Annotated in this window: 26 protein-coding genes; 11 read left to right on the top strand and 15 right to left on the bottom strand. The window is 49.9% G+C overall.

What is annotated here, in order from left to right:
* Positions 1 to 74: 74 nt before the first annotated feature.
* From F3F96_RS09850 to F3F96_RS09865, 4 genes are read left to right on the top strand one after another with little or no spacing between them, the layout of a single operon-like run.
* Positions 75 to 941: a class I SAM-dependent methyltransferase gene (locus F3F96_RS09850; protein ID WP_176963081.1), complete on the top strand. Its 867-nt coding sequence runs from the start codon at positions 75 to 77 to the stop codon at positions 939 to 941.
* The gene (locus tag F3F96_RS12730; protein ID WP_176963082.1) at positions 938 to 1,756 is read left to right on the top strand and encodes a galactosyltransferase-related protein; all 819 of its coding nucleotides are present in this window, start codon (positions 938 to 940) and stop codon (positions 1,754 to 1,756) included. Before F3F96_RS09850 ends, F3F96_RS12730 begins: the two co-directional genes overlap by 4 nt.
* Entirely contained in the window at positions 1,749 to 2,525 is a 777-nt protein-coding gene (locus F3F96_RS09860; protein ID WP_176963083.1) for a glycosyltransferase family 2 protein, read from the top strand. Before F3F96_RS12730 ends, F3F96_RS09860 begins: the two co-directional genes overlap by 8 nt.
* The gene (locus F3F96_RS09865) at positions 2,522 to 3,565 is read left to right on the top strand and encodes a glycosyltransferase family 4 protein (RefSeq protein ID WP_176963084.1); all 1,044 of its coding nucleotides are present in this window, start codon (positions 2,522 to 2,524) and stop codon (positions 3,563 to 3,565) included. The genes F3F96_RS09860 and F3F96_RS09865 overlap by 4 nt, the downstream gene beginning before the upstream one ends.
* 97 nt (positions 3,566 to 3,662) lie before the next feature.
* On the opposite strand, the gene F3F96_RS09870 is transcribed toward F3F96_RS09865, so the two are convergent.
* A complete protein-coding gene (locus F3F96_RS09870) occupies positions 3,663 to 4,820 on the bottom strand; it encodes an LptF/LptG family permease (protein ID WP_176963085.1) in 1,158 nt (385 codons plus the stop codon).
* Between the two features lie 328 nt (positions 4,821 to 5,148).
* On the opposite strand from F3F96_RS09870, the gene F3F96_RS09875 reads away from it, so the two are divergent.
* The 7 genes from F3F96_RS09875 to F3F96_RS09905 all read left to right on the top strand — a co-directional run bounded on the left by F3F96_RS09875 (position 5,149) and on the right by F3F96_RS09905 (position 11,629).
* Positions 5,149 to 6,129 (top strand): glycosyltransferase family 2 protein, encoded by a 981-nt coding sequence (locus F3F96_RS09875; protein WP_176963086.1) that lies wholly within the window; start codon positions 5,149 to 5,151, stop codon positions 6,127 to 6,129.
* A gap of 63 nt (positions 6,130 to 6,192) precedes the next feature.
* Entirely contained in the window at positions 6,193 to 7,077 is an 885-nt protein-coding gene (locus F3F96_RS09880) for a bifunctional 2-polyprenyl-6-hydroxyphenol methylase/3-demethylubiquinol 3-O-methyltransferase UbiG (protein ID WP_176963087.1), read from the top strand.
* Entirely contained in the window at positions 7,077 to 7,703 is a 627-nt protein-coding gene (locus tag F3F96_RS09885) for a bifunctional 2-polyprenyl-6-hydroxyphenol methylase/3-demethylubiquinol 3-O-methyltransferase UbiG (protein ID WP_176963088.1), read from the top strand. The genes F3F96_RS09880 and F3F96_RS09885 overlap by 1 nt, the downstream gene beginning before the upstream one ends.
* Positions 7,696 to 9,063, top strand: a complete 1,368-nt coding sequence (locus F3F96_RS09890) for a glycosyltransferase family 39 protein (protein ID WP_176963089.1) — start codon at positions 7,696 to 7,698, stop codon at positions 9,061 to 9,063. The genes F3F96_RS09885 and F3F96_RS09890 overlap by 8 nt, the downstream gene beginning before the upstream one ends.
* Before the next feature lie 19 nt (positions 9,064 to 9,082).
* Positions 9,083 to 10,000, top strand: coding sequence for a D-glycero-beta-D-manno-heptose-7-phosphate kinase (rfaE1, locus tag F3F96_RS09895; protein WP_176963090.1), 918 nt, complete (start codon positions 9,083 to 9,085; stop codon positions 9,998 to 10,000).
* 175 nt (positions 10,001 to 10,175) lie between these two features.
* Positions 10,176 to 10,895, top strand: coding sequence for a 3-deoxy-manno-octulosonate cytidylyltransferase (kdsB, locus tag F3F96_RS09900; protein ID WP_176963091.1), 720 nt, complete (start codon positions 10,176 to 10,178; stop codon positions 10,893 to 10,895).
* Between the two features lie 113 nt (positions 10,896 to 11,008).
* Positions 11,009 to 11,629, top strand: coding sequence for a hypothetical protein (locus F3F96_RS09905; protein ID WP_176963092.1), 621 nt, complete (start codon positions 11,009 to 11,011; stop codon positions 11,627 to 11,629).
* Between the two features lie 180 nt (positions 11,630 to 11,809).
* On the opposite strand, the gene F3F96_RS09910 is transcribed toward F3F96_RS09905, so the two are convergent.
* From F3F96_RS09910 to arsS, 14 genes are all read right to left on the bottom strand, one after another.
* Positions 11,810 to 12,271 carry a response regulator gene (locus tag F3F96_RS09910; RefSeq protein ID WP_241697780.1) on the bottom strand — a complete coding sequence of 154 codons (462 nt, stop codon included), beginning with the start codon at positions 12,269 to 12,271 and terminating at the stop codon, positions 11,810 to 11,812.
* 118 nt (positions 12,272 to 12,389) lie between these two features.
* Entirely contained in the window at positions 12,390 to 12,572 is a 183-nt protein-coding gene (locus F3F96_RS09915) for a hypothetical protein (protein ID WP_176963094.1), read from the bottom strand.
* 240 nt (positions 12,573 to 12,812) lie between these two features.
* Positions 12,813 to 13,586, bottom strand: a complete 774-nt coding sequence (locus F3F96_RS09920) for a hypothetical protein (RefSeq protein ID WP_176963095.1) — start codon at positions 13,584 to 13,586, stop codon at positions 12,813 to 12,815.
* A gap of 43 nt (positions 13,587 to 13,629) precedes the next feature.
* A complete protein-coding gene (locus F3F96_RS09925; protein WP_176963096.1) occupies positions 13,630 to 14,634 on the bottom strand; it encodes a CinA family protein in 1,005 nt (334 codons plus the stop codon).
* Entirely contained in the window at positions 14,631 to 15,116 is a 486-nt protein-coding gene (locus tag F3F96_RS09930; RefSeq protein ID WP_186338953.1) for a phosphatidylglycerophosphatase A, read from the bottom strand. The genes F3F96_RS09925 and F3F96_RS09930 overlap by 4 nt, the downstream gene beginning before the upstream one ends.
* On the bottom strand, positions 15,109 to 16,038 hold the full coding sequence (thiL, locus tag F3F96_RS09935; protein WP_176963097.1) for a thiamine-phosphate kinase: 930 nt from the start codon (positions 16,036 to 16,038) through the stop codon (positions 15,109 to 15,111). The genes F3F96_RS09930 and thiL overlap by 8 nt, the downstream gene beginning before the upstream one ends.
* Positions 16,038 to 17,252, bottom strand: a complete 1,215-nt coding sequence (locus tag F3F96_RS09940) for a transcription antitermination factor NusB (RefSeq protein WP_176963098.1) — start codon at positions 17,250 to 17,252, stop codon at positions 16,038 to 16,040. Before F3F96_RS09940 ends, thiL begins: the two co-directional genes overlap by 1 nt.
* A 127-nt stretch (positions 17,253 to 17,379) precedes the next feature.
* Positions 17,380 to 18,261: an SUMF1/EgtB/PvdO family nonheme iron enzyme gene (locus tag F3F96_RS09945; RefSeq protein WP_176963099.1), complete on the bottom strand. Its 882-nt coding sequence runs from the start codon at positions 18,259 to 18,261 to the stop codon at positions 17,380 to 17,382.
* Positions 18,262 to 18,350: 89 nt separating this feature from the next.
* Positions 18,351 to 19,553: a multiheme c-type cytochrome gene (locus F3F96_RS09950; RefSeq protein ID WP_176963100.1), complete on the bottom strand. Its 1,203-nt coding sequence runs from the start codon at positions 19,551 to 19,553 to the stop codon at positions 18,351 to 18,353.
* A gap of 63 nt (positions 19,554 to 19,616) precedes the next feature.
* Positions 19,617 to 20,252 (bottom strand): hypothetical protein, encoded by a 636-nt coding sequence (locus F3F96_RS09955; protein ID WP_176963101.1) that lies wholly within the window; start codon positions 20,250 to 20,252, stop codon positions 19,617 to 19,619.
* Between the two features lie 151 nt (positions 20,253 to 20,403).
* Complete coding sequence (locus F3F96_RS09960; protein ID WP_176963102.1) at positions 20,404 to 20,646, bottom strand: hypothetical protein; 243 nt, start codon at positions 20,644 to 20,646, stop codon at positions 20,404 to 20,406.
* Between the two features lie 100 nt (positions 20,647 to 20,746).
* A complete protein-coding gene (locus F3F96_RS09965; RefSeq protein ID WP_176963103.1) occupies positions 20,747 to 21,583 on the bottom strand; it encodes an arsenite methyltransferase in 837 nt (278 codons plus the stop codon).
* 10 nt (positions 21,584 to 21,593) lie between these two features.
* Positions 21,594 to 22,238, bottom strand: a complete 645-nt coding sequence (locus F3F96_RS09970) for a peroxiredoxin-like family protein (RefSeq protein ID WP_176963104.1) — start codon at positions 22,236 to 22,238, stop codon at positions 21,594 to 21,596.
* Positions 22,239 to 23,204 carry an arsenosugar biosynthesis radical SAM (seleno)protein ArsS gene (gene arsS / locus F3F96_RS09975; RefSeq protein WP_176963105.1) on the bottom strand — a complete coding sequence of 322 codons (966 nt, stop codon included), beginning with the start codon at positions 23,202 to 23,204 and terminating at the stop codon, positions 22,239 to 22,241.
* Between the last annotated feature and the right edge of the window lie 362 nt (positions 23,205 to 23,566).

Consider the following 23,566-nt stretch of genomic DNA (forward strand, 5'->3'; position numbering starts at 1 on the left):
TGGCGTGACAAGCGCGAACCCTTGCCCTGCCCCAGTGCCGGAATCAGCAGCTTTCCGGAATAGGATCAACAGTTATGAACAGAGACGTTACAGATGCCATCTTCAACCACTGCCCGGTGGGTTGCAGCAGCACCTTAGAAACCACTTCTATTGTACTGCCGGAGGGCAATCTGAAACGCTGCCCTGCCTGTGGTCAGCTGCTCAGTGCCTGTGGCAAAGCCTGGTTTGATGAATCGATGCAGGAGTTTGATGTCCCCGAGGGCACCCTGCCGACCGGTAAAAACAAAATCCGTTACCACCAGCGCATGGGTAAAATGCTCAACGATGCCAAAGCAGTGGTCGCAGCGACTCAGATACCCAAACTGCTGGATGTTGGCTGCTCCAGTGGCGCACTGCTGCTGGTCGCCAAAGAGTGTGGATATGAGGCATTCGGTGCAGAGCCAGCCACACAGGCGGCAGCAACTGCCAAAAGCCTTGGTTTCGATGTCTTCCCCGGCTTTCTGCAGGATGCCCGTTACCCCGACAACCATTTCGATGTCGTCACCCTGTTTGAGGTGATCGAACATCTGCTGGAACCTTCTGATGTGATCCGTGAAATTCAGCGCATTCTCAAACCCGGTGGTCTGCTGTTGATCGGTACTGCCAATGCCGATTCCTGGACCGTCAGACAGCTGGGCGGCAGCTGGGAGTATTTCGATATCCGCAGTCATGGCGGTCATATCAGCTTCTTTAATCCTAAAAGCATCTCACTGCTGGCTGAGAAGTGCGGTCTGGATGTACATGAGATCACGACCAAACGGGTCAATCTTGTCGAACGCAAGAATGCCTCCAAAGCTGTTTACGAAGTAGCCAAAGTGGCGCGTGAACTGCTGGCGATTCCAGCCCGCTGGAGTAAGAAAGGGCATGATATGCTGGCTGTACTGAGAAAACCCAAGCAGTGAACCCAGCCACGCTTGCTGTCGTCATCTCCACCTATAATGCACCGGACTTTTTACGTCTGGTACTGGAGGGGTATCGCCAGCAGCGTGATCTCAACTTTGTCATCTATATCTCCGATGATGGCTCCGGAGCTGAAACAAAGTCGCTGATTGATCAGATCAAAGCCGAATTCCCGGTACCGATCCACCATATCTGGCAGACGGATGATGGTTTTCGCAAAGCGCGTATCCACAATGAGACCATCAGAAGAATAAACGAGCCCTACACCCTTTTAACCGACGGTGACTGCATTCCGATGCCCGATATGGTGGCTTCCCACCGCAGGTTTGCAGACCGGAACCATTTTATCAGCGGCAGTAGAGTCCTGCTCTCAAAAAGATGGACAGAAACTTTATGCGTTCAGCCACAATTGAAGACCTCACGTTCGCTCTTCTGGTGGCTGAAGCAGAAACTCAAAGGCAATATTAATCGCCTTATTCCACTGCATCTGAAGCCTTATCTAACCAAACCAACTGAGCAGCTTGCTGGCATCCGTGGCTGTCACCTCTCCTGTCCGACTCAGGCACTGATAAAGATCAACGGTTTTGATGAGAGCTTTGAGGGTTGGGGACGTGAGGATTCCGATCTCACTGCCCGCCTGCTACATGCCGGATTCAGACGTCGCAATCTGCGCGGCACACCGGTTCTGCACCTCTGGCACCGGGAGTTCTCCCGTAACAGACTGGAAGAAAATGACGCCATGCTTCAGGCTTGCCTGAATGAGTCGCGCATTGAAGCCGTACATGGCCTCAAACAGCTTGGGGAAGCAGATGAATAAAGTCTCGGTCTACATCATTGCGTATAACGAAGAGGATAAGATTGCTGCGGCAGTGAAAAGTGCTTTGTGGGCAGATGAGGTGATCGTTGCCGACTCGCACAGTTCAGACCGCACTGCCGAGCTTGCCGAATCACTCGGAGCGCGTGTCGTTCAGATCGATTTCCAGGGTTTCGGAAAGCTTCGTAACGATGCGATTGCGGCCTGTAGTCATGAGTGGATTTTCAGCCTCGATTCAGATGAGCGCTGCACACCTGAGGCCGCTGAAGAGATTCGCACCATTATCAACAACTCTGACGCAGCCGACACATGGTATACGCCACGCAGAAACTGGTTTATGGGGCGTTGGATCAAACATTGCGGCTGGTATCCCGACTACCGGCAGCCCCAGCTCTTCCGCAAAGGTGCACTGATATTTAATGAAGCTGATGAGGTACATGAGGGTTTTGAGATTCACGGTAGTGTAGACCATATGAGCAACGCCATCTGGCAGTTCCCGTTTAAGGATCTCTCGCAGATTCAGGATAAAGGTAAGCGTTATTCAACACTTGGTGCATTAAAACTTGAGCGCCGCGGTGTAGAGCCTGGCATGGGCAAAGCACTACTACGCGGCCTCTGGGCATTTATCCGCATCTATATTCTCAAACTCGGATTCCTCGATGGCTGGGCCGGATTTGTTATCGCCTTCGGCAACTTTGAAGGTACCTTTTACCGTTATGCCAAATTGTGTGAACGCAAGCAGGAGTGGCAGCAACCACCGGACCGATCATGATACCATTGAAACTGGTGCACATCGCACGTCACTATGGCCCCGTGGGTGGCATGGAACGTTATGTCTGGGAGCTGACCAGAGAGCTGGCTCTTATGGGTCATCAGGTCACTGTTCTCTGTGAAAAGCTCGCTGCAGATAGCCCCCCGCAAGGCGTCGAGGTTATTGAACTTGGGCTGGTACACTGGCGTCCCCGATGGCTGGCACATCTGCGTTTCTCCAGAAAGGTTTCGGCTTGGGTCGCCGCCAACCCTGATTCTGAACGCATTATTCACAGCCATGAACGCACGGCAGTTCACCATGTCACCACCTTTCATGGCCCCCCCTTTGCCAAAGTAAAATCTAAACCTCTGTGGCAACGCTTCTCACCACGCATTGCTGTAAATCTCTGGCTGGAGAGGCGAGAGCTGTGTGGAGATCAGGTCAGAGCAGTGGTTCCTAACTCTTCACTCATCGCCAATGCGCTACTCAACTACTACCCCGAGATCAATGAAAGGCTGGTTGAGCCGGTCAGCCCCGGTGTCGATATTATCCCGGCCAGACCACAACGTCTGGTGGATGAAGAGGGTGGTGTAATCGGATTTGTCGGCAAGGAGTGGCGGCGAAAAGGTCTGGATATTGCCGTCGAAATCGTCAGTGAGCTGAAGAAGAGACGCCCTGCCCTGCAGTTTGTTGTGGCAGGCCCTGATCCTGAAAAGGTGGCTCACCTGTTCAGTGACTGGTCAGATGGTTACCAGCTACTTGGGCCAACCGATGTTGCGCCATTGTATGCCAGCTTCGATCTGCTGCTGCATCCGGCCCGTCAGGAGCCTTACGGCATGGTCATTGCCGAAGCCCGTGCTGCCGGTCTGCCTGTGCTTGTCTCATCCGCCTGTGGCATCTGCAGTGAACTGGAGCCCGAAAATATCATGAACATCGGCTCAGGCACACTGGAGTGGTCACATGCCTGTGAAAAACTGATCGGCCAACCAGCTGAAGTGGTCATACATAGCTGGAAAGCAGTGGCAGAAGAGCAACTGGCCTGCTACCAACGGATTATTTAATACGATCTCTGCTTTTGGCATGAATCAATGAATATCTTATGATTCGTGTAAATTCGCGTCTATTCGTGGTTCGATTTTTTTGACAACCCTGAAAGAATCATCGCTGTTGGCTCCAGCGATGGGCCAGTCTGTGCATGATCCACTGATGCACGAAATAAATCCATTCTCCCGCCACTGCAAAGAGCCGTGGCATGCGATCTGCTTCAGCCCGTCTCCAGAGGAACATGGCCAGCATAAGCATGGCAATCTGCGCCGCCCACATCGTCCAGCCGGGGAATGCCCCCTGGCTCACCTGCCGATGAAGAAGCAGTTGCGCATTGTAGATCATCACCAGCAGGGCAATACCGGAGATCAGTGAGCCTGCTTTACCGGAACGCTTCTGTGTTATGGATAACGGCAGTGCAAAGAAGAAGAGAATCAGCACGGTCGAAGGCAGCAGAATACGCCGGTTCAACTCAGCTGTAGCAGCATCCGGTTTAGCTGATTGTATGCTCTCCCAAAGCTCACCCATCGTCATCATGGTCACGTGATCTTTTGACTTTCTCTCACGCCAGTTGCCATCCGAAAGTGGTATACTCACCTGATAGTGATCAAAGCTGAGCATACGCTGGTCAGCCCCCGCCCCTTCAAGGCGAACACCATTGTCCATACGCAGTTCAAGATAACTGCCACCCATAATGAATCGGGCCGATTTTGCTGTGTAGATCACCGATATACCACTGCGATGATCCTCAAGAATCACGCCGTGATAGACCCCCTGCTCATCTTCGCCATCGACATACACCGTCACACCATCAAAACCCTGTGTAAATCGTTGCGGTGAAAAGGTAATCACCCCTTTCATGGCATAAACTTTTGCCAGTATATTGTTGAAACCAAGCTGGCCTTGTGGAAGCAGAACCATTGAAGTGAAGCTCAACCCAAACCAGAGCAAAAGAACCACCACAAAAAAACTTCGAAGCATTCGAGTATAAGAGACGCCTGAAGCACGTAAGGCATCCATTTCACTATTCTGCTGTAGCGATACAATGGTGTTCTGCATTGAAAGAAAAAAGGCCATTGGTACAGTCAGAATAAGAAAGTACGGCATCGTCAGCACGAGCAATTCACCGATTAGAATCCACGCTTGCCCACTATCACTGACTGTTCCAAGCAGTTTAAGAGCACGCCCCAATAACAGCACACTCAACACCAGAACCAAACCACCCACAAATGACACGAGCCATTGTCGAAGTAAATATCGATCGAGAATCATATCACTCTGGTCCCTTCAGTTTTGCCATCATGCAATGATAAGGTTTGTCACCACGAATGAAAGTATTGGCTAGTCCTACATTGCTTCTCAAACCCGCAAGAATTTTTTCGCATGAAAATTTGTTACTGTAATATGAAAGTATTTTGATAGCTTATAGGCTAATTTTAGTGCTACAGCGGCTACAGGATTGGATATACTGAGGCACTACAATGAGTCAAGCCTATGAAATATAGGTTAAAACAAAATCTACTCTGATCACACATCGGAGTGAATTAATAGGCCGGAGTTAACACTTGTCGCATCTATATTTGAGTGCAAAATAGCCACCATGAAACAAACAACTGATTCAACCAGACAGCTTTCTATTGTCGTTCCAGTCTATAACAGTGAATCCATTTTACCTAAACTGGTCGAAAAGATATTTGTCGAAGCACAGAAAGAAGGTTTTAGCGAACAGTTCGAGTTAATTCTAGTTAACGACAGTAGTCCTGATAATAGCTGGGAAATCATCTGCGATTTGGCTGAAAAGTATCCGTTTATAAAAGGGATATCACTGCGCCGGAATTTCGGCCAGCACAATGCAACCATGGCAGGCCTGAATCATGTATCGGGTGACATCGTAATCATCATGGATGATGACTTGCAACATCCACCTGAAGCCATTGGTGAAATGATCGCTGAAATTTCAAGTGGTTATGATGTTTGTTACACCCACTACCTTAATAGAAAGCACCCACTCTGGAAAAAGCTGGGCAGCCGCTTTAATGACTGGGCATCGGCAAAATTCCTCGGCAAACCCGAAGGTTTATATCTCTCATCATTTAAAGCCATGAGCAGAGAGGTGGTAAATGAGGTTATTTTGTATGATGGCCCCTACGCCTATATTGATGGTCTGATTCTCGATGTCACCCGCTCAATTACCTCCATTGATGTAGAGCATCAGCCTCGCCTTCAAGGTGAAGGCAACTATCGGCTGTTTAATTCGATTTCTCTATGGATGAAGATGGCGACAAGCTTCTCTGTTTCACCGCTGCGTTTTGCCTCATTGATGGGTTTTGCCCTCTCGCTGCTCAGTCTGATTATGATTGGCATCATCATTATTCAGAAATTGACCGACCCGGATATGGCTGCAGGCTGGGCATCACTGATCGCAACCATCCTGTTTATCGGCGGCGTGCAGACTCTCTGCATCGGTATGATCGGTGAATATCTTGGCCGCACCTATCTCAAACTCAATGGTAAACCTCAGTTTACAGTTGCGGCTTTAACTTGGAAAAAGAAGGAGCAGCGTAAGCGTGCAAACCCGTAGAGTTGCTGGTTCTGACATTGAAATGAATAACTCGCTCATGATAGCTTCGCACTCATCACACCTATGAACTCCATCAACACACTAAAACCCGCACTGCAAACATTTCTGGAGCAGATTCCATTTGAAGCCATTGCCTCAGATGTGGCATTTAAAACTGGTAAACCTGCCAGTGAAATTCTGGCACTACTCAACACATACGCTAATGAGAGTCAGGTCTCTCTTGAACTGGTTGCTGATCACCTTGCTAAAGCTGATTGTATCCTTGAAGTTGGCGCCGGTCTCTGCCTGCTGAGCCTGTTTCTCAAACAACAAGATTATCCCATCACTGCGCTGGAACCTGCTATCGGTGGTTACGGAATCTTTGAGCAAACTAGAGATGCGATTCTGGATCACTTCTCCACACTACAACTTGATCTACTGACCATACCAGCACAGCAATTATCTGAGAATGAGCATGGCAACTTTGATCTGATCTTCAGTAATAATGTCATGGAGCATATTCCCGAATGGTCTGTAGCCATCGCGGCCATGGCCAATGTGTTAACTTCTGATGGAAAAATGCGCCATGCCTGCCCCAACTATACAGTTCCTTATGAACCCCACTATGGCACACCTGTGTTTCGTCACTTCCGAAATTTGAGTGAACGCCTGTTTCTCAACAGAGATGCAGACCTTGAGATCTGGCACTCACTAAACTTTATTACCTGTGGCCAGATAAGATGTTTTTGCCGCAATCAGGATTTGATCTGTGCTTTCGATAAAGGACTATTATATAAAGCCTTTCAGCGCATTCATGATGACCCAGTCTTCCAGAAACGCCATCAGGGATTGATATCATTCATTGCTAACCTGGTGGTCAAGTCGCCATTCAGGCAGTTGGTCAGCAGCATCCCGGCCTCACTATCGACACCGATGATCTTTGAGATTCATCGTGCAGGAATTAAGTAATGGCACAGATAACCAGCGGCATCCGCAGCATTCTATCGCATCCGGCCATCTACAATTTTACACAGAATTTCTTAGGTGTCAGAAAAGCCAGACGACTACTGGTTCGTGACTTTTTTCCAAAAGACAAAGGTTTAAGAATCCTCGATATCGGTTGCGGCACCGCTGAAATTCTTGAATTTTTGCCTGAAGACATTCACTACGTCGGCTTTGATGCCTCACCTGAATACATTGAGCAGGCCAGATCCCGTTTTGGCCACAGGGGTAAATTCTTTGCTGACCTGGTGAACAGCGCACATCTGGATCACCTGGGTAAATTTGATGTCGTGCTCGCCTTTGGCGTTTTGCATCATCTTGATGACCCTGAAGCTTCTACCCTGTTTGATATTGCAGCCCAGGCTCTGGATCAGGATGGCCAAGTCATTACGGTCGACCCCTGCTTTGCACCCGGTCAGTCATCGATCGCCCATTGGCTAATTGCCCATGACCGTGGTCAGGATGTTCGCGATGAAAAGGGATACACTGAACTGGCTTCTGCCCACTTCGGTGATATCTCATCGACACTGCGACATGACCTGCTGCGCGTCCCTTATACCTATCAGATCATGGTTTCGGCTAAACATGTATAATCTAAACTATCTCAAATATACCCTGCTGGCTGCAGCCATTGTCATGTTTCTGCCCCTACCGGTCATGCAATATGTGGCGGAAGAGAGCTATTACGCACTCGGTTCTTACGAGATATTTGTCGATGAGCACTGGTGGCACCAATCTGTTTTTGGCTTTGCTTGGCCCAAGACACCTCTGTTTAACTGGCTAATTATCGCAGTTGCTCAAGTGATTAGCTGGCAACATCTGGAGATTGCCACCCGAATTGTCTCGGTATCAGCCACACTCGGATCTGCTACTGTGGTATTTTTCATGACTCGCCGCCTCTTTCCTGAACAGATGCATGCCCCATGGCTGGGAGCACTGATCTACCTGACCATGGGTGAGATCTCATTCTGGTATGGCTGGCTCGGTTATGCCGATGCCACCTTCGGCTTCTTTATCTTTGCCGCCATATCCGCTCTCTGGGTTGCCGTTGAAGATGAAAGTGTGAAGTGGGTGCTGATCTCGCTACTGCTTATCTCGCTCGCCTTTCTGACTAAAAATATCAGCTGTTATGTCATGTATATCTCAGCAGGACTAATTCTTCTCTGGCGCTATCAACGCTGGCATTTACTGATAAAACCACTGTATATCATTCCGGCTCTGGCTAGTTTCACGCTGCCATGGATATATCAGAACCTGATCCTTGATGGCGGCGGTAATACCAGCGTTGCTGTTGGTGATGCGCTGCGCAATTTCCTGGGTTACAGTCTGATGAGTTATGTCAGCCACTGGCTTAGCTATCCACTGCTCTTTCTTGGTCGCGCCTTTCCTCTCACCCTGCTACTTATCTGGTTCTATCTGAAAGAGAAACAGCGCTACCATATTGACCGTGATGCCAAGACCCTGATCTATATCCTGCTGTTGTGCTTGCTACCCTTCTGGCTCTCTGCCACCGGCACGGCACGTTATCTTGTTCCATTCTATGGACTGCTGGCGCTGGTGCTTACTGGTCTGACACTGCAGCTAAACAGCAAGCGCACTGCGCTTATCTTTAAGGTGATGATTTTCATCATCATTATCAAAATTCCATTCAGCTTTGCTGCCCTTCCCTACATCAAGGATTGGCGACCCGAACGTGACATTCGCGCAGTTGTTGAAGATATTATGCAGATTGCCGATGGCAAACCCATTCGCACTCAGAATGATGTCTCCACAGGTTTGAGTATTGGCTGTTATATAAATGTGCGTACGCCGCATGATGAGTATATGCGCTGGTATGATAGTAAGGAGCGCGGCGTCTACATTATTAGTGAGGTAGAGGATCCGAAGCTCGGTGAATTGAAAAAGTATTGGCGGCTTCAGGGCAACCATACCTACCTCTACTGGCAACCTTAATGACGGGGAGCGAAACCATATGATTCTGGTTATTGGCGATATCATTGTAGATGAATTTATCTGGGGCGATGTCACACGTATTTCGCCTGAAGCCCCTGTTCCGGTGGTATCGGTCAATGAGATTGATCGAAGACTTGGCGGTTCAGCCAATGTGGTGCGTAATCTGCATGCACTGGAAACCCGGTCTGCCATGTTCGGACTGGTTGGTAATGATGAAGCGGGCCAATGGGTACACACCAGACTCTCCGAACTCGATTCAGATAATAGTGGTGTCATCACCAAAGCCAATGACCGCCCTACTGCCATCAAAACCCGCATTATCGCCCGCCACCAGCAGGTGGTGCGTTATGACCGCGAATGGACGCAGGCAGCACTGCCAGAGACTCAGGCACGCATCCTCACCCATGTTGAAGACATGCTGCCAAGTGCCACTGCCACCATTCTCTCTGATTACGGTAAAGGGGTACTTACCCCCGACTTCATTCGTCAGCTTATTGAAAAACTTCAGGGCGGCATTATCGGCGTTGATCCCAAACCGGAACACACCGACGCCTATCGCGGTGCCACCTTCATTACCCCTAACCTCACTGAAGCTGCAGCCATGGCAGGTATGGAGGCGATCAACAGTGATGCTCATGCCGAAGCGATTGCCGAAAAACTGCATGACGATCTCGATCTTGAATATGTGCTGCTTACCCGCTCTGAGCGCGGCATGACACTCTATGACGGCAAACAGAGCCACCATATTCCCACTGCTGCCCGTGATGTGTTTGATGTAACCGGAGCAGGTGACACAGTGATTGCTGTATTCACAGCCTGTCTGGCCAGAGGGGACAATGCACTGACTGCGGCCCAGATTGCCAACCGTGCTGCTGGCGTGGTAGTCGGTAAAGTCGGCACGGCAACCGCTGACTGGTCAGAAATCGAGGCGCACTAATGGTTTTTAGACACAGATATACGCAGATATTCACAGATGGTAATAACCTAGGTAAAGCTACTTCAACACACTTGGGTATAAATGTTTACTTGTTTAAATCAGTGTTCATCTGCATCGACAAGGTGAATTGCGCATGCGCAAGAGAGAGTGCCCTGGGGCATCAGTGTCAAATATCATGAAAATCGCCATTGGTATTCCTGCCCGTATGGGCTCCACCCGTTTTCCCGGCAAACCACTGGCGCTGCTGGCCGGCAAACCGATGATTGTTCATGTCATCGAAAAAGCTGTGGCTGCAGAGCTTGGGCCTGTGTTTGTTGCCACCGATGATGATCGCATTGCAGCGATTGCTAAAAAATGTGGTGTGATCGCCTGCATGACCGATGCTGATCATCCCAATGGCAGTAACCGCCTTGCTCAGGCAGTGCGTGATATTGCCTGTGATGTGGTGGTCAATGTGCAGGGTGATGAACCGCTGATTGATCCGGTGGCTATCCGCGCTGTGGTGGAACCGTTCAAAGATGATGCCTACCTGCCGATGGCAACACTGGCGCATCCGGTCAGAGAGGATGCTGATCTGCATGATGCCAATGTGGTCAAGGTGGTCTGCAATGCCAAGGGGCGCGCCCAATATTTCAGTCGCGCAGCGATCCCCTTCCCCCGCTCAGGCAGCTCCAATGCCCTGCAACATGTCGGCCTTTACGCCTATCGCAAAGAGTTTCTGCTGATCTACCCCTCACTGGCAGCGTGTGAAGCAGAAGAGACCGAGCAGCTGGAGCAGCTGCGCGTATTGCATCACGGCTACGATATCGCCGTTACTGTTGGTGATTTCCACTGTATCGGCGTTGATACCCCTGCTGATCTGGCCCGTGCCGAGAAGATTCTGACCGTAAAATAGTGAAAACAAACCCTGATTCGAGGGATCACTGCACTACCAGTGCAATATATCACACACATATATATATCACTTGATCTATACTCGCCTCAGTCACCCGCAGAGGAGAGCCCAATATGAAACTGAGAAACCGATTTTCACTGATCACTATCATGATAAGTACCCTGTTTATCTCCGGTTGCGCCACATTGATGCAACCCACCGACCTCTCCAAAGTGAAGTTCTCGCTTGATCATGTCTCCGCAGTACGCCTGGCAGGCATCGACCTGATGCAGATCGATTCACTTGAAGAGATCAATATGTTCCAGATGGCCCGAGCCAGCATGGCTCTCTCTCGTGAAGAGCTGCCACTAAACCTCACCCTGCATCTGAAATCGGAGAATCCACTGGCCAACCAAGTGGCTGCCAAGTTGACCCGCATGGATTGGACGCTGGTGCTCGATGGCCGCGATACCATCAGCGGCAGCATGGAGAAAAACATCAGACTGGCAGCCGGAGAGTCGCAGGATATCCCGCTTAATCTCAGCCTGAATATGTTTGAATTCTTCAATGAAAAATCGGTGATGGATATGCTTGAGCTGGCTCTCGCTTTTGCCGGTGAGGATGGCGCCATTCCTCAGGGGGTAGCCCTGAAGGTGCGCCCCACCATCGACACCATCTTCGGCCCGATCACCTACGGCAAAGACCTGTTGATCGAAGCCCATCCGAAAGATGATCTGCAACGGCAGGCGTTCTAAGGAGATACTGATTTGTTGGCTCCTGCCAAAAATCAGTTCACAAAAGAAAAAACGTCGTTTTTCTCTTGCTTACAAACCAGCCACTTACGCGGCCGGCTTGGAAGTCCGTCCATGGACTGCACGGAATCGCTGAATAAATCAGCGATTCCTTAAGCAACTTCATGTCATAGCTTGAGGGATTTATTCACAATTAATTGCAAAACAGTCCTGCGCGCAGTGTTGAGCATCCGAAGAGAAGGCCCGTTTCAATTTTTGACATTTAACATCCGCACCTGAGGCATGTGCCTCTTCGCATCTGGATATCGTACCTGCTAATTCGAAAAGAGTATCAGGGGAAACAGGTTTCGTTAAAAAATGACAAACCTCTCTATTGCGAGCCTCATCCCCTCTATCATCACCGGAAACAACGATAACTCTCTGTTGAGGATACCTCTCCCGCACGCTGTCGATTAACTCATAACCACCCATCTTAGGCATTCGGACATCTGTAATAATAGCTAGAGGCGGAAAATAATGGCTGCTATCTACAAACTTGAGATATTCAAGTGGATCTGAAAAATCTACTGCCTGATAGCCTGCCGACTCCAACAGCTCCACCATTAACGTAGAGAGAGTCACTTCATCATCTATAATGTGAAACATTGTATTCACTGCCATATCCTCCAAACATCTTCGAACTAATAAGGAGTCGGAGGAGCAACCAGTTTATTACAAATTAAAATAATGGCGCTGTAGATATTTTCTGTTGAACAGGGTTTTATTAGTTAGCCGCAGCCTGTGCAGCTTTAATGCGCTTTTTCAACGCCTTGAGAGTCACTAACTCTTCAAAGAGTTCTGAGTCCGTACCACCAAAGGTTGAGACCATAGATTTGATTGCCGAAACTGCACTTTTAAGGGCTTTATAGTCTGCATCCGTTACTTCTACTGAAACTGTATCTGACATCATCATCCCCTTTTTATTAGGCACCTAAGGCCCAAAACAAGCTTCATAAAATCTACTGTAACGACTGGAATCCATCAAGGAGATCATGAAAGAAAACAGCTTCAAATTTTCCGATTAAACCATTAAAAAAACAAAACGATTAAACACCCTCTTTCGCCCAAAAACAGGACCAGTAGAGCAAGTTCAATATCAATCGTGTCTGACCCAATCGATCACTATGTTCTGAAACTACTCTAAGAGTCAGCTCTTTTTCTCGGGCATATTCTCGGCAAAACCTTCGAAGAGGCTGGCCAGTACGCTTTCAATGGCTGGCGCTTCAGGATATCCCTGATTATCAATCCCGATCATTGCATTTAAGAAGTCATCAACAAACTCATCCCGCCAGCGGTTCTGCTTATTGAAGGTGCGCGAGGAGTCATTGCTGTTGGTTTCAGATTTCACGACATAACCTGACCAGGCGACAACATGCTGTTGCAGATCAAAAATAGTAAGTCTCGCCCCGACCTGACGGGTGGTGGTCAAAGAGATATCCACCTGCACATATTCATACTCACCCTTCTTTCGATCCTCTTCAGAATCGGCCACATCAGTTTCACGCTCGCTATGCTCCTGCGTAATACGATTCTCTTCGATGCGACAGAGCATCAGATAACGGGCTTTGGGGAAACTGACTTTTACTGCACTGGCAAAGGGTTCACTGATCTCACCGGTTAACTGGAAAGCATCCAGCCATGCCCCATACTGCTGTAGCGAGAAGGCTGAAATCAGTGCACCACTACGAATAAAGCTGAATCCGGGTCGTTCATCAGCAAACTCACGGACCATGATTTCGCTGTAGAGCATGCGCTGCTGATCATTCAGGCTATCAACCAGCGAGACAACGCCACCAGCAACAAAGCCAGCCTGCAGAGCATTGGCGTAGGTAAATGAGTGATCCTGCTGCAACCCCACAACCTGCGTTTTACAGGAGACAAGCAGCAGCATGGCGATCAGAACAATAGAGAACTTTTTCATGGCAAACCTCCCATGAAGCTAAGCATAGCAGCCTAAATCAGAATTACCGGTGAGATTTTTCCACCTCAGCGAGCAGAAGAGTCAGCGCTGCGTTAACTGTGCGCCACTGAATCTCGGAGCGGCTACCACAAAGGTTTAACAGCTGACTCACTGCCTTTTCACCGGGCAGTGCGACAGCAATCCAAACTGAGCCGACCGGTTTATCATCAGAGCCGCCAGCAGGCCCTGCAATGCCGCTAACCCCGATGCAGGCAAAACTATCGGCACTGCCACCTTCTGCCATCGCAGAGACAACCTCAGCGCTTACAGCACCAAATTCTTCGATAAGTTCAGGTGTTACGCCAAGCTCCTCTATTTTCGCCTCATTGCTGTAGGTCACCCACGAACGATCCAGTACATCCGATGCGCCGGGCAGTCGACCGATGCGCGCTGCAATGGCGCCGGATGTACACGATTCGGCTGTGCGCAGACGAAGTTTATGCTGGCGCAGAAGATCAACCACCTGCTCTTCGATCAATCGCCCTTCGGTATTGATGGCAAACTCAGGCAGAGGCTGTTGCGGGATAAGTAAGCTCCCAGTCAGCCCCGGCTCCAATGCAAACTCACCGCCCTCATCGGCAAAGACAGCAAGCTGAAGCAGCGGTTTATTGCCATTGATATGTTTCAGGTAAGCGGCTCGCTGATACGCTATATCTCCGGGCGATATAAAGAGAATGGATCTATTCCCCTGCCGATAACTCCAACAGATGCGTTGTGGATTCTCCAGCAGCAGCGGAGATGTGTCATACGCTTCATGGCTCTCTTCATGTTCGGCATCGAGCTTTAAACCGAGCAGTTGAGCCGAGTGAACCAGCTCCATCTCATCAGCAAAAAAGATACGCCACTGTGCCGCCTCACTTTGCCAGCCGGAAGATTCCAGAGGATAGATCGAGACCGATTCAGCACCAGCAGAGCGAACCCATGCTTTTAACCAACCGGTTGTTACACCTGCACAACTGAGATTGTGCAGTGCACTTTCACTGATAATCCATTGCGCATGTATCGTCATAACAATCCCAGCATCAGGCAACCAGCGATCACCACGGCAGCTCCGATCAGACCGGCAGCAATATCATCGGCCATAATCGACCACCACGGTGGTCCCATGGTTTCAATTCGGGAGATCGGCCACGGCTTTAAAATATCAAAACCCCTAAACGCGATAAATGCGAGGCATATCGCAGACAGCAGCGAAATATTGAGCAGCAGTAGAATCAGCGCCAGCGCCAACCACTGCCCTGCCCACTCATCAATTACGATCCAGCCGGGATCTTTATCCTTGAGCGTTGGCAGCACAACATAACAGTTCCAGCATCCGATCAGCAGCAGCAGCAGCGAACCCGTCAGCAGGGTCAAAACCCCAAACTGTTCGATGATGAGCCAAGCAGGCAGCAGTGAAGCCAGAGAACCCCATGTACCGGGCGCTTTCGGCAACCAGCCACTCCCTAAACCGGCGGCCAGCCAGTGGTGTATGGATCGCGCCTCAGCCAAAATGCAGAAACCCTCTCTTTTTCACACTGCAGCGTTCACCATCCCGGTAAAGGTGTACGCCCTCACCTTCGCGACAACTGCCGATGTTTACAGCCAGTTCATTATCAAAGGTCATATCGGCAGGTGCGGTAAAGAGCAGTGCATAATCCTCACCACCATGCAGTACCGAATCCATGAATCGTTCCGCTCCAACAGCCTCACACATCTGCTGCCACTGCGGCACCTGCGTTACCTCGATATTGATACCAACTCCGGAAGCAGCCGCCAGATGCCCGGCATCCTGCAGCAGGCCATCACTGACATCGATGCAGCAGGCCACGCCCATCTGACGTAACTGCATACCTGCTGAGAGCAGCGGTCTGATCTCATCCATGCAGTGGACATATTCGCCATCGCACTGGCCATTTAGCCACTGTTGCAGGCCCAGCGCATGAAAACCAACCCTTCCAGCCAGCCAGAGGTTATCTGCAGGATTTGCAGCATCGCGCCGCATGGCAGAGCCCTCGGCAAGCTCACCGGCAACTGTGACTGCCAATGCGTTCACCTTTGAGCTGCAGGTATCACCACCCACCAGCTCGACGTTGTAGCGCTTCAGGGCACGGGTTACACCTTTGGCCATCTTCTTCACCGATCTCTTATCCCGAGCCATCACATTAACCCAGACAGCAACAGGAGTCGCCCCCATCGCGGCCAGATCAGAAAGGGCCGAGCAGACAGCGCGATCCGCAGCTTTCACACGCGAGTAGTCATCCGGCCAGTGCACACCTTCCACTGAGGTGTCGGTGCTAATCACCAGCTCCATGCCGCTACTCGGACGATGAATAGATGCATCATCACCAATAGAAAAAGAGGTGAATGGATGTGCCTCCCCCCCTTTGCCCTTAAAATGGCTGTCGATCAGCGAGAATTCGTTGTCACTCATTACGATTGACCACCACCGATACGGGCAAAAAAGAAGCCATCATGCTCTTCAGAGGGAAACAGTCGCCTTTGATCCTTCACTCCGACAACCGATTCAATCACCTGCTCATTCTCTTGCGGGTGAATAGAGCAGACAGCATAGACCATCGCCCCATCGGCTCTGAGTACCCTTAAGGATTCACTCAACATCGTCTTCTGCAGGGCAGCCAGTTTTGTGACTTCCTGATCATCATGCAGAAATTTGGCATCGGGGTGACGGCGCAGAATACCCGAAGCAGAACACGGGGCATCAAGCACAATGGCATCCACACTGCCATCAGGCAGCGGCAGATTAAGACCATCAGATTGCACAATGGTGACATTCTCACACTGCAGTCGATTCAGATTTTCAGCCAGACGAGGAATGCGCCGTGCATTGAGCTCCACCGCAAGAATAGTAGCATCGGGAAAACGGTGGGATAAGAGCGCTGTCTTGCCACCGGGTGCAGCACAAACATCGAGAATCAGGCCATCGCCTTTTGACGGCTCAAGCGCCATCACAGCTGCCTGTGCTGCCTGATCCATCACAGTGAAGTGACCTTCCTCATAACCGGGCAGAGACGTGACATCAGTGCCTGAATCGAGCAGTACGGCGCAGGGTGACAACTCCCCTGCTGTAGCTTCAAAACCCATGGCTCTGGCTTGTTCAATCCAGCTGTCGCGATCAATAAACAGAGCCAGTGCAAGCTTGGGAGGGCTCTTCAGCGTCTGACTGAACTGGTGTACAACATCTGCACCAAATGCGTCGCGCCATGCGGCATAGACCCATTTCGGCAGCTCATCGCGCTGATGCGGTCTCAGTTTTTTCGGTGGCGCACGCTCTGCCACCTTGCGCAGAACCGCATTGACAAAACCTACGGCTTTCGGGCTCATCTTATAGACTGCCGTTACCGTTTCAGAGACTGCGGCGTGGCTTGGAACACGCATATGCCGTATCTGATAGGTGGCGATCAGCAGTGCGGTATGGGCAACCGGATCGGGTTTTATTTTGCAGAAACGAGAGAAATCTGCCTCCAGCGAATAGAAACGACGCAACACGCCATAGACCATCTCATGCAGCAGGCGTCGGTCACGATCAGTGAAAGAGGAGCCAAGTGATTCAAGCGCCTCACCCGCCTTTACCTTGTTGGTAAAAACTTTATTCAGGATTTCAATAGCAGCTTGGCGTACAGACATGATCGGCAAGCTACATCCAGCCGCCGGATTTACTAGCTGAGCAAACCCATTCAATCAATGGGTGTTGATTGAATGGGTGCGATAGTTATAGAGAAACAACGCCGAATGGGCTCATTTGGGGCTAGAGCTAGTCGAGAACCAGACGGAAGCCGCTATTATTGTCTGATCTGTCGGTATCGTTCCAGAGACGTGCGGAAATCCGGATATAGTCCTCGGCATCGTACCATGAGCCACCTTTGAGCACTCTGGCCGTACATTTGCCACTGCTCATAGCAGAGCCATCAGCCGGTGTGTTGTTGCGATGCTCACTCCAGCAATCAGCGGTCCACTCCCAGACATTACCACTCATATCATAGAGACCGAGTGCATTGGGTTTTTTGCCACCCACCGCATGTGTGCTGCTACTGTTTTTCATATACCAGGCCACATCGGCAGCTTTTCCGGCAGCGCCGTATTTCACATCCTGACCACCGCTACTGGCGGCATATTGCCACTCCGACTCACTGGGCAGCCTGAACTGATTACCACTCTTCTCATTGAGCAGACGCACAAACTGACGGGCATCGAGCCAGCTCACTCGCTCAACCGGGTAATCATCCCCTCTCTTGAACGCCGAGGGATTACTACCCATCACCTTCTCATACTGACCCTGTGTCACTTCAAACTTGCCCATCCAGAAAGCCTTGTTATGACAGACCTGAGCGGTTTGATTGGTAATCACCTCTGTCTGCAGATCATCAGCAGCCAGCAGATCGCCCTCATCAATGGCTGAATTTTCATGCACAAACTCTGTACCAGGGCCGTTATGCATAATGAGCGATGGTTTAGAATGCGCCGTTTTAGCTGAACTGCTCTTATCTGCTTTGGCATCAACCGAGATCGTGAAACAACCGGCAGACACCCGTACAAACGCCATGCCCGTTAGCGGATCAACCATCTCCGTTTCGCTCGCAGAGGCTGTGGAGAGGCCCAGCATGAAGACCCCAAATATGGCAATAACTCTGATCATAACTCTCCCCCACATCACGTTAGCCGATTATGGGCTGCAGCTTAACAAGAGCAAGTTTCAATTCGTGGCTGAAATAAGAGCGTAGAAGATCATCTCTTCCCAATGGATATCGACTGTTCAAATAGCAGATAGTCGTTTTTATCCGCATGCGCTCTGGCACGTTTGATATGGACTTTTGCTGCCGGTTGCTGATCACCGGATAGCAGGCTCTCATATAGCCCCTTATAAAAATTGTCCGGAATAACAGTCACAGAGAAGCGAACACTTTCCGAGCTGGCAGGCAGGTCATTAGTCATAAACTTACGGGTTTCGCCAGATGCCAGGCGCGTATCCCGTTTCTCCTGCCAGCCGTTGTCATACTCAACTTCACGCACGATCTCCCACTGCCAAGACTTCAGCAATTCACCACTGCTGCCTTTCGCCTCTGCAGAGACAATCACCAGAGGTGTTACATAGGTGGGAAACGCGTGGCCAATCCATGTTGATGTGATGGAGAAGATCGCAACCTCCCCCTGCTGTTTGAGATCAAAGGTAAGCCCCTTTCTGACCATCTCCGGATCGTGAATGCCTCGAAACTGATGCTTTCTGTCCGGCATATGGCACTGTTGGCAGGTCACGCCCTGCTTAGAGAAAGCACTCTCTTTCCACTCGGTTACGGTATTCTCAAGCGGTTTACCATTAATCGCCATTGAATCTGGAAACTGATGGCAGGAGGCGCAGAACTGTGATGATTCAAAATCACGCGTAGCGGTAAAACCACCGTGCGCAGAACCCTGTTGAACGCCAACTGCGCCAGTCGCTTTAGGTGGAGGCCCGAAACGTTGCCAGCCACGCACATGACAGCTCGCACAGCTTACGCCTGCATGGGTGAGCGGGACTTTTTTACCATCAAGGTTCGCATCGCTATCAAAACCCTGCTTCTGTTTGAGCAACAGCGCTACCGATCTATGCATTGATTCATCATCGCTGAATTTCTGTTCAGCAAGCGGCGCATGGCAATTCAGGCATGCATTGGCAGCGCCATGCCCCATATCGGGAAACTGGCCAACTGTGCCTGGCGAGTAGGCTGCGGCATGCAGACTGCTCTTCCAGTCATCAAACTGTTCACTATGACACTGCGCACAAGCTTCCGGCCGCATATCTTTCTCAAGCTTCGACCATGCATGTGGCGCTTTACCAGCTGTGGCTTTGGGGTTGTCCCAGTAGTTCGATGGCAAGCCGGGATCGAGTGCAGCAGCCGTCAGCATCAGACCGCAAACCATCAACCCCAATGCCATCAAAATCTGTTTCATCTACGCCCCAGATAAGAGAGGCAGCCCGCAGACTGCCTCTTTATAATTCACTCTATTGAAAAGTTACTTACGATTCTCTTTCATATACTGCATGCGATAGGCACGGAAGTAGGCAGCCATGGCAGTCATCTCTTTAGAATTCTTCTCGAACTGTTTGCCTTTCATAGGATTGATCATGCAGTAGTTGATCATCTGATCAAGTGTCACCACATCACCCACCATCTCCACATAGTGAGGATAGTTCTGGTTTTTACCCAGGTTCAGCAGTTCATGGTCGGAGTGACAAGAGAGACAAGCCATACCGGATGTGCCGAGATTTTCATCGTTCCACATCTTTTTACCCACAGCGGCAGCTTCGTTAAAACTTTTAAAGGCTTTATCTCGAAGTGGTGCCTTCTGACTTGTTGAACATGGGTTCATGCTGCATGGATTGCCAGCACCACACGGGTTCATTGCACATGGATTGGCACTTTTTGGCATGGAGCAGGGATTCATCGCACATGGATTAGCTTTTTTCGGCATAGCGCACGGATTCATACCGCATGGGTTAGCATGCTTCTTCATCGAACAAGGATTCATGCTACACGGGTTTTTCATTGCACACGGGTTACACGGATTATGGCTACCAGCAGATGCAGATGTTGCCACCATACCCAGACTCATGATCAAAACAGCCATCATGGTAATTAATTTATTCATCGTTCTCTCTCCTCCATTGTTTGGGCATCTGTTTCTGAAATGGCCCTAATGTTGTAGTGGTCGGATGAGCAGTTCGTTTCTTACATAAAACGAAAAAGAGCCACACTGCCTCAGGCAATGCGACTCTTTTCATTCAAACACTCAAACTGGATTAATGTTTACCGTGATCGTTCATAGCACATGGATTGCATGGGTTGTGGCTCTTCATGTCACACGGATTCTTCTTGCCCATATCACATGGGTTTTTCTTCATCTCACACGGATTATGCTTCATGGCACACGGATTCGCTGCGCATGGATTACAGGGGTTTTTGTGGTGTCCGGCAAATGCCGGTGCCGCTGAGAGGCCAATTGTCAGCAGCGTCGCTATAGCCAAAGTGGTCATCTGTTTCATGATTCTATCTCCTCTTCATGCCCCTTTGGGGAATTGATGAACGATAGGTCGAAACAGATCTCAGATTATTACAACGGTTTCAAATAATTATAAACAAACCCTAACAGCACCCGGAATCACTACAGCAGCCACCCGGTTTCACCGCTTCAATATAGGCAGAGACCACATACGCCTCCACGCCCCGTCCCGGTGCCCAGTCACGAATAAATTCACGCGACTCATCCTTAGGCTTAATGCTGATCTTCTCAAAACCGGCCGCAGCCATCATGGCTTCCAGCTCATCGATCAGAGATGCACCTGCCATACAGCCGGCATGCAGCACCGGATCATTTTTCATCTCATCCGGCATCTCGGCTGTGGCGACCACATCAGATATTGCCAGTCGGCCACCGGGTTTGAGTACGCGAAACGCATCGGCAAACACCAGCTCCTTATGCGGTGAAAGATTGATCACACAGTTGGAGATGATGATGTCAGCCGTGTTGTCTGCAATCGGCAGATGTTCGATTTCAGCAAGACGAAACTCGACATTGCTGAACTTACCTTTCTCGGCGTTGTGACGCGCTTTAGAGAGCATTGTGGGGGTCATGTCGATACCGATCACATGACCGCGCTCACCAACCTCATGGGCAGCCAGAAAGGCATCAAATCCACCACCACTACCCAGATCAACCACCACTTCACCCTCTTTCAGGCTGGCAATGGCACGCGGGTTTCCACAACCCAGTCCCATATCAGCACCATCAGGCACCTTGGTCAGATCATCCTCGGAGTAACCCAACCGTGTTGAGATCAGTGTGTTGATAACCGCATCATCGGATACACCACAACAGCTTGATTCAACGCCACAGCAGTCACCATCATTACTGGCTTCAGCCACCTCCGCATAGGATTTACGTACATGTTGACGCACGTTATCGGCTTTTACACTCATCATCTTCTCCGTCTTACAGGGTCTTAAGTATGTTAATAATTTCGGATGGTTCCATGCGTTTGGTGTAGTCCACATCAACAAAGGCATGGGCAACGGTGCCATCAGACGCGACAATATAGGTGGCAGGCATCGGTAGTTCAAAGTCGCTGTTGCCATGACTGGCTGGAAGATCGATACCAAAACCATCATAAATGGGTCTGAGGCTCTCAGGCAAGGTGAACACCAGACCATACCTTCTGGCTGTCTCATTGTTGCTATCGCTCAGTAGTGGAAAGGTAAGGTTACCCTTATCCCGCGTCTGAGATGCAAACTTCGGCAATTCGGGGGCAATAGCAATCAGGCAAGCTCCGGCTGCTTCGATCTCAGGCAGCGCAGACTGCAAGGCCTGCATCTCCAGATTACAGTATGGGCACCAGCCGCCACGATAAAATGTGATGACAACAGGGCCAGCATTGAGCAGTTCACTGAGCCTGATTCTCTCACCACCAATCTCCGGCAGATCAAAATCGGGAGCGTGCTGCCCCTCCTTTAGTGCCAGATCGACAAGACCGGATGAAGCCAGCGTCTGCACCGCACTGTTCATGGTGCTTACTACATCTTCGGCTACCTGGGCAATGAATCCACTGTTAAACTGTTCAAGCTCTTCTCGTAATGACATTTAATCCTCCAGTGCCCCGCCGCAGCTGGAGCCCTGCCCGGCAGTACAGCCGTAACAGTGATCCATCACAACGATGGGCTGACCAGTGATATCGATCTGCATCAACTCGCAAAGATGGGTTCGTTCTCCATCACGGCTGTGCATCGGCAGATCAAGCATCTGATTAAAATCGCAGTCGAAAACATAACCCTGCCAGTCGATACTGATCAGGCTTCTACACATCACACCGGGCAGGTTACTTTCACTATAAGCCTCTTTAAGCAACTGCATGTAACTTGCGAATTTACCTTGAGAAATAAGTGTACTTCCAAATCTCTTGATCGGCATGTTGGTGATAGTGAACAGCTGGTTAAAGAGGATGCCATAGCGCAGATGAAGTTCCCGCTTATAGGCAGCTTCAAGCTCATCCTGGGATGGCGGCAGGTTTGCCCCCTGTGGATTATAGACCAGTGTCAGTGTCAGTCCCGAATCCTCAACGCCGTAGCCCAGCTCATTGAGTCGCTTCAGTGCCTGGATACTTTTTTCAAACACACCTTTGCCACGCTGGGCATCAACATTATCACTCAGATAACAGGGCAGTGATGCCACCACCTCGACCCCATGATCAGCCAGAAACTGCCCAACCCACTCATACCCCTGCTCTTCAAGGATAGTCAGATTGCAGCGATCAATGACACGCACACCAAGCCCCCTCGCCCCACTCACCAGATGGCGAAAGTGAGGATTCATCTCCGGCGCACCACCGGTCAGATCGAGTGTTTTGATGTGATGTGTTTTGAGATATGTGAGCACGGTCTCTACTGTAGTTTCATCCATTAGCTCTTTTCGCTTTGGTCCGGCATTTACATGGCAGTGCAGACAACTCTGATTACAGAGATAACCAAGGTTCACCTGCAGAGTCTCCACCCGAGCTCGACTAATCGCCGGAAAATCGCTCTCTTTCAACAGTGGCAGCGTTGCATGCATTCAGTTCTAACCTCGCTTCAATATCACAATCGAACCATAGGTCGAACCAACCGTAATTTCATTACAAACAAAATCACTTTGAAAACGAGAAACAGCAGTAGCGCTTCCAGTATGGTGCTACAAATCATTGAATCGCCTTTTTATGTCAACACAAAGAAACAACGAATTCATCCAAGAGCCAGACATATTGAGATCATAGAATATGTACCAATCACAAGAAAAACAGTGCTATTACGAGCTAAGTGACATTTCGTGTTGGTCGAGTTTTTCGATATCCCTTGTCCTGATTGGGTTTGCGGGCGAAATAAGCCATAATTAGACAAGGTGTTAGTCTAATCGCATGAAAAAAACTCTGTTCAATA

The organism is Mariprofundus sp. NF, assembly GCF_013387455.1.
Taxonomy (GTDB): domain Bacteria; phylum Pseudomonadota; class Zetaproteobacteria; order Mariprofundales; family Mariprofundaceae; genus Mariprofundus.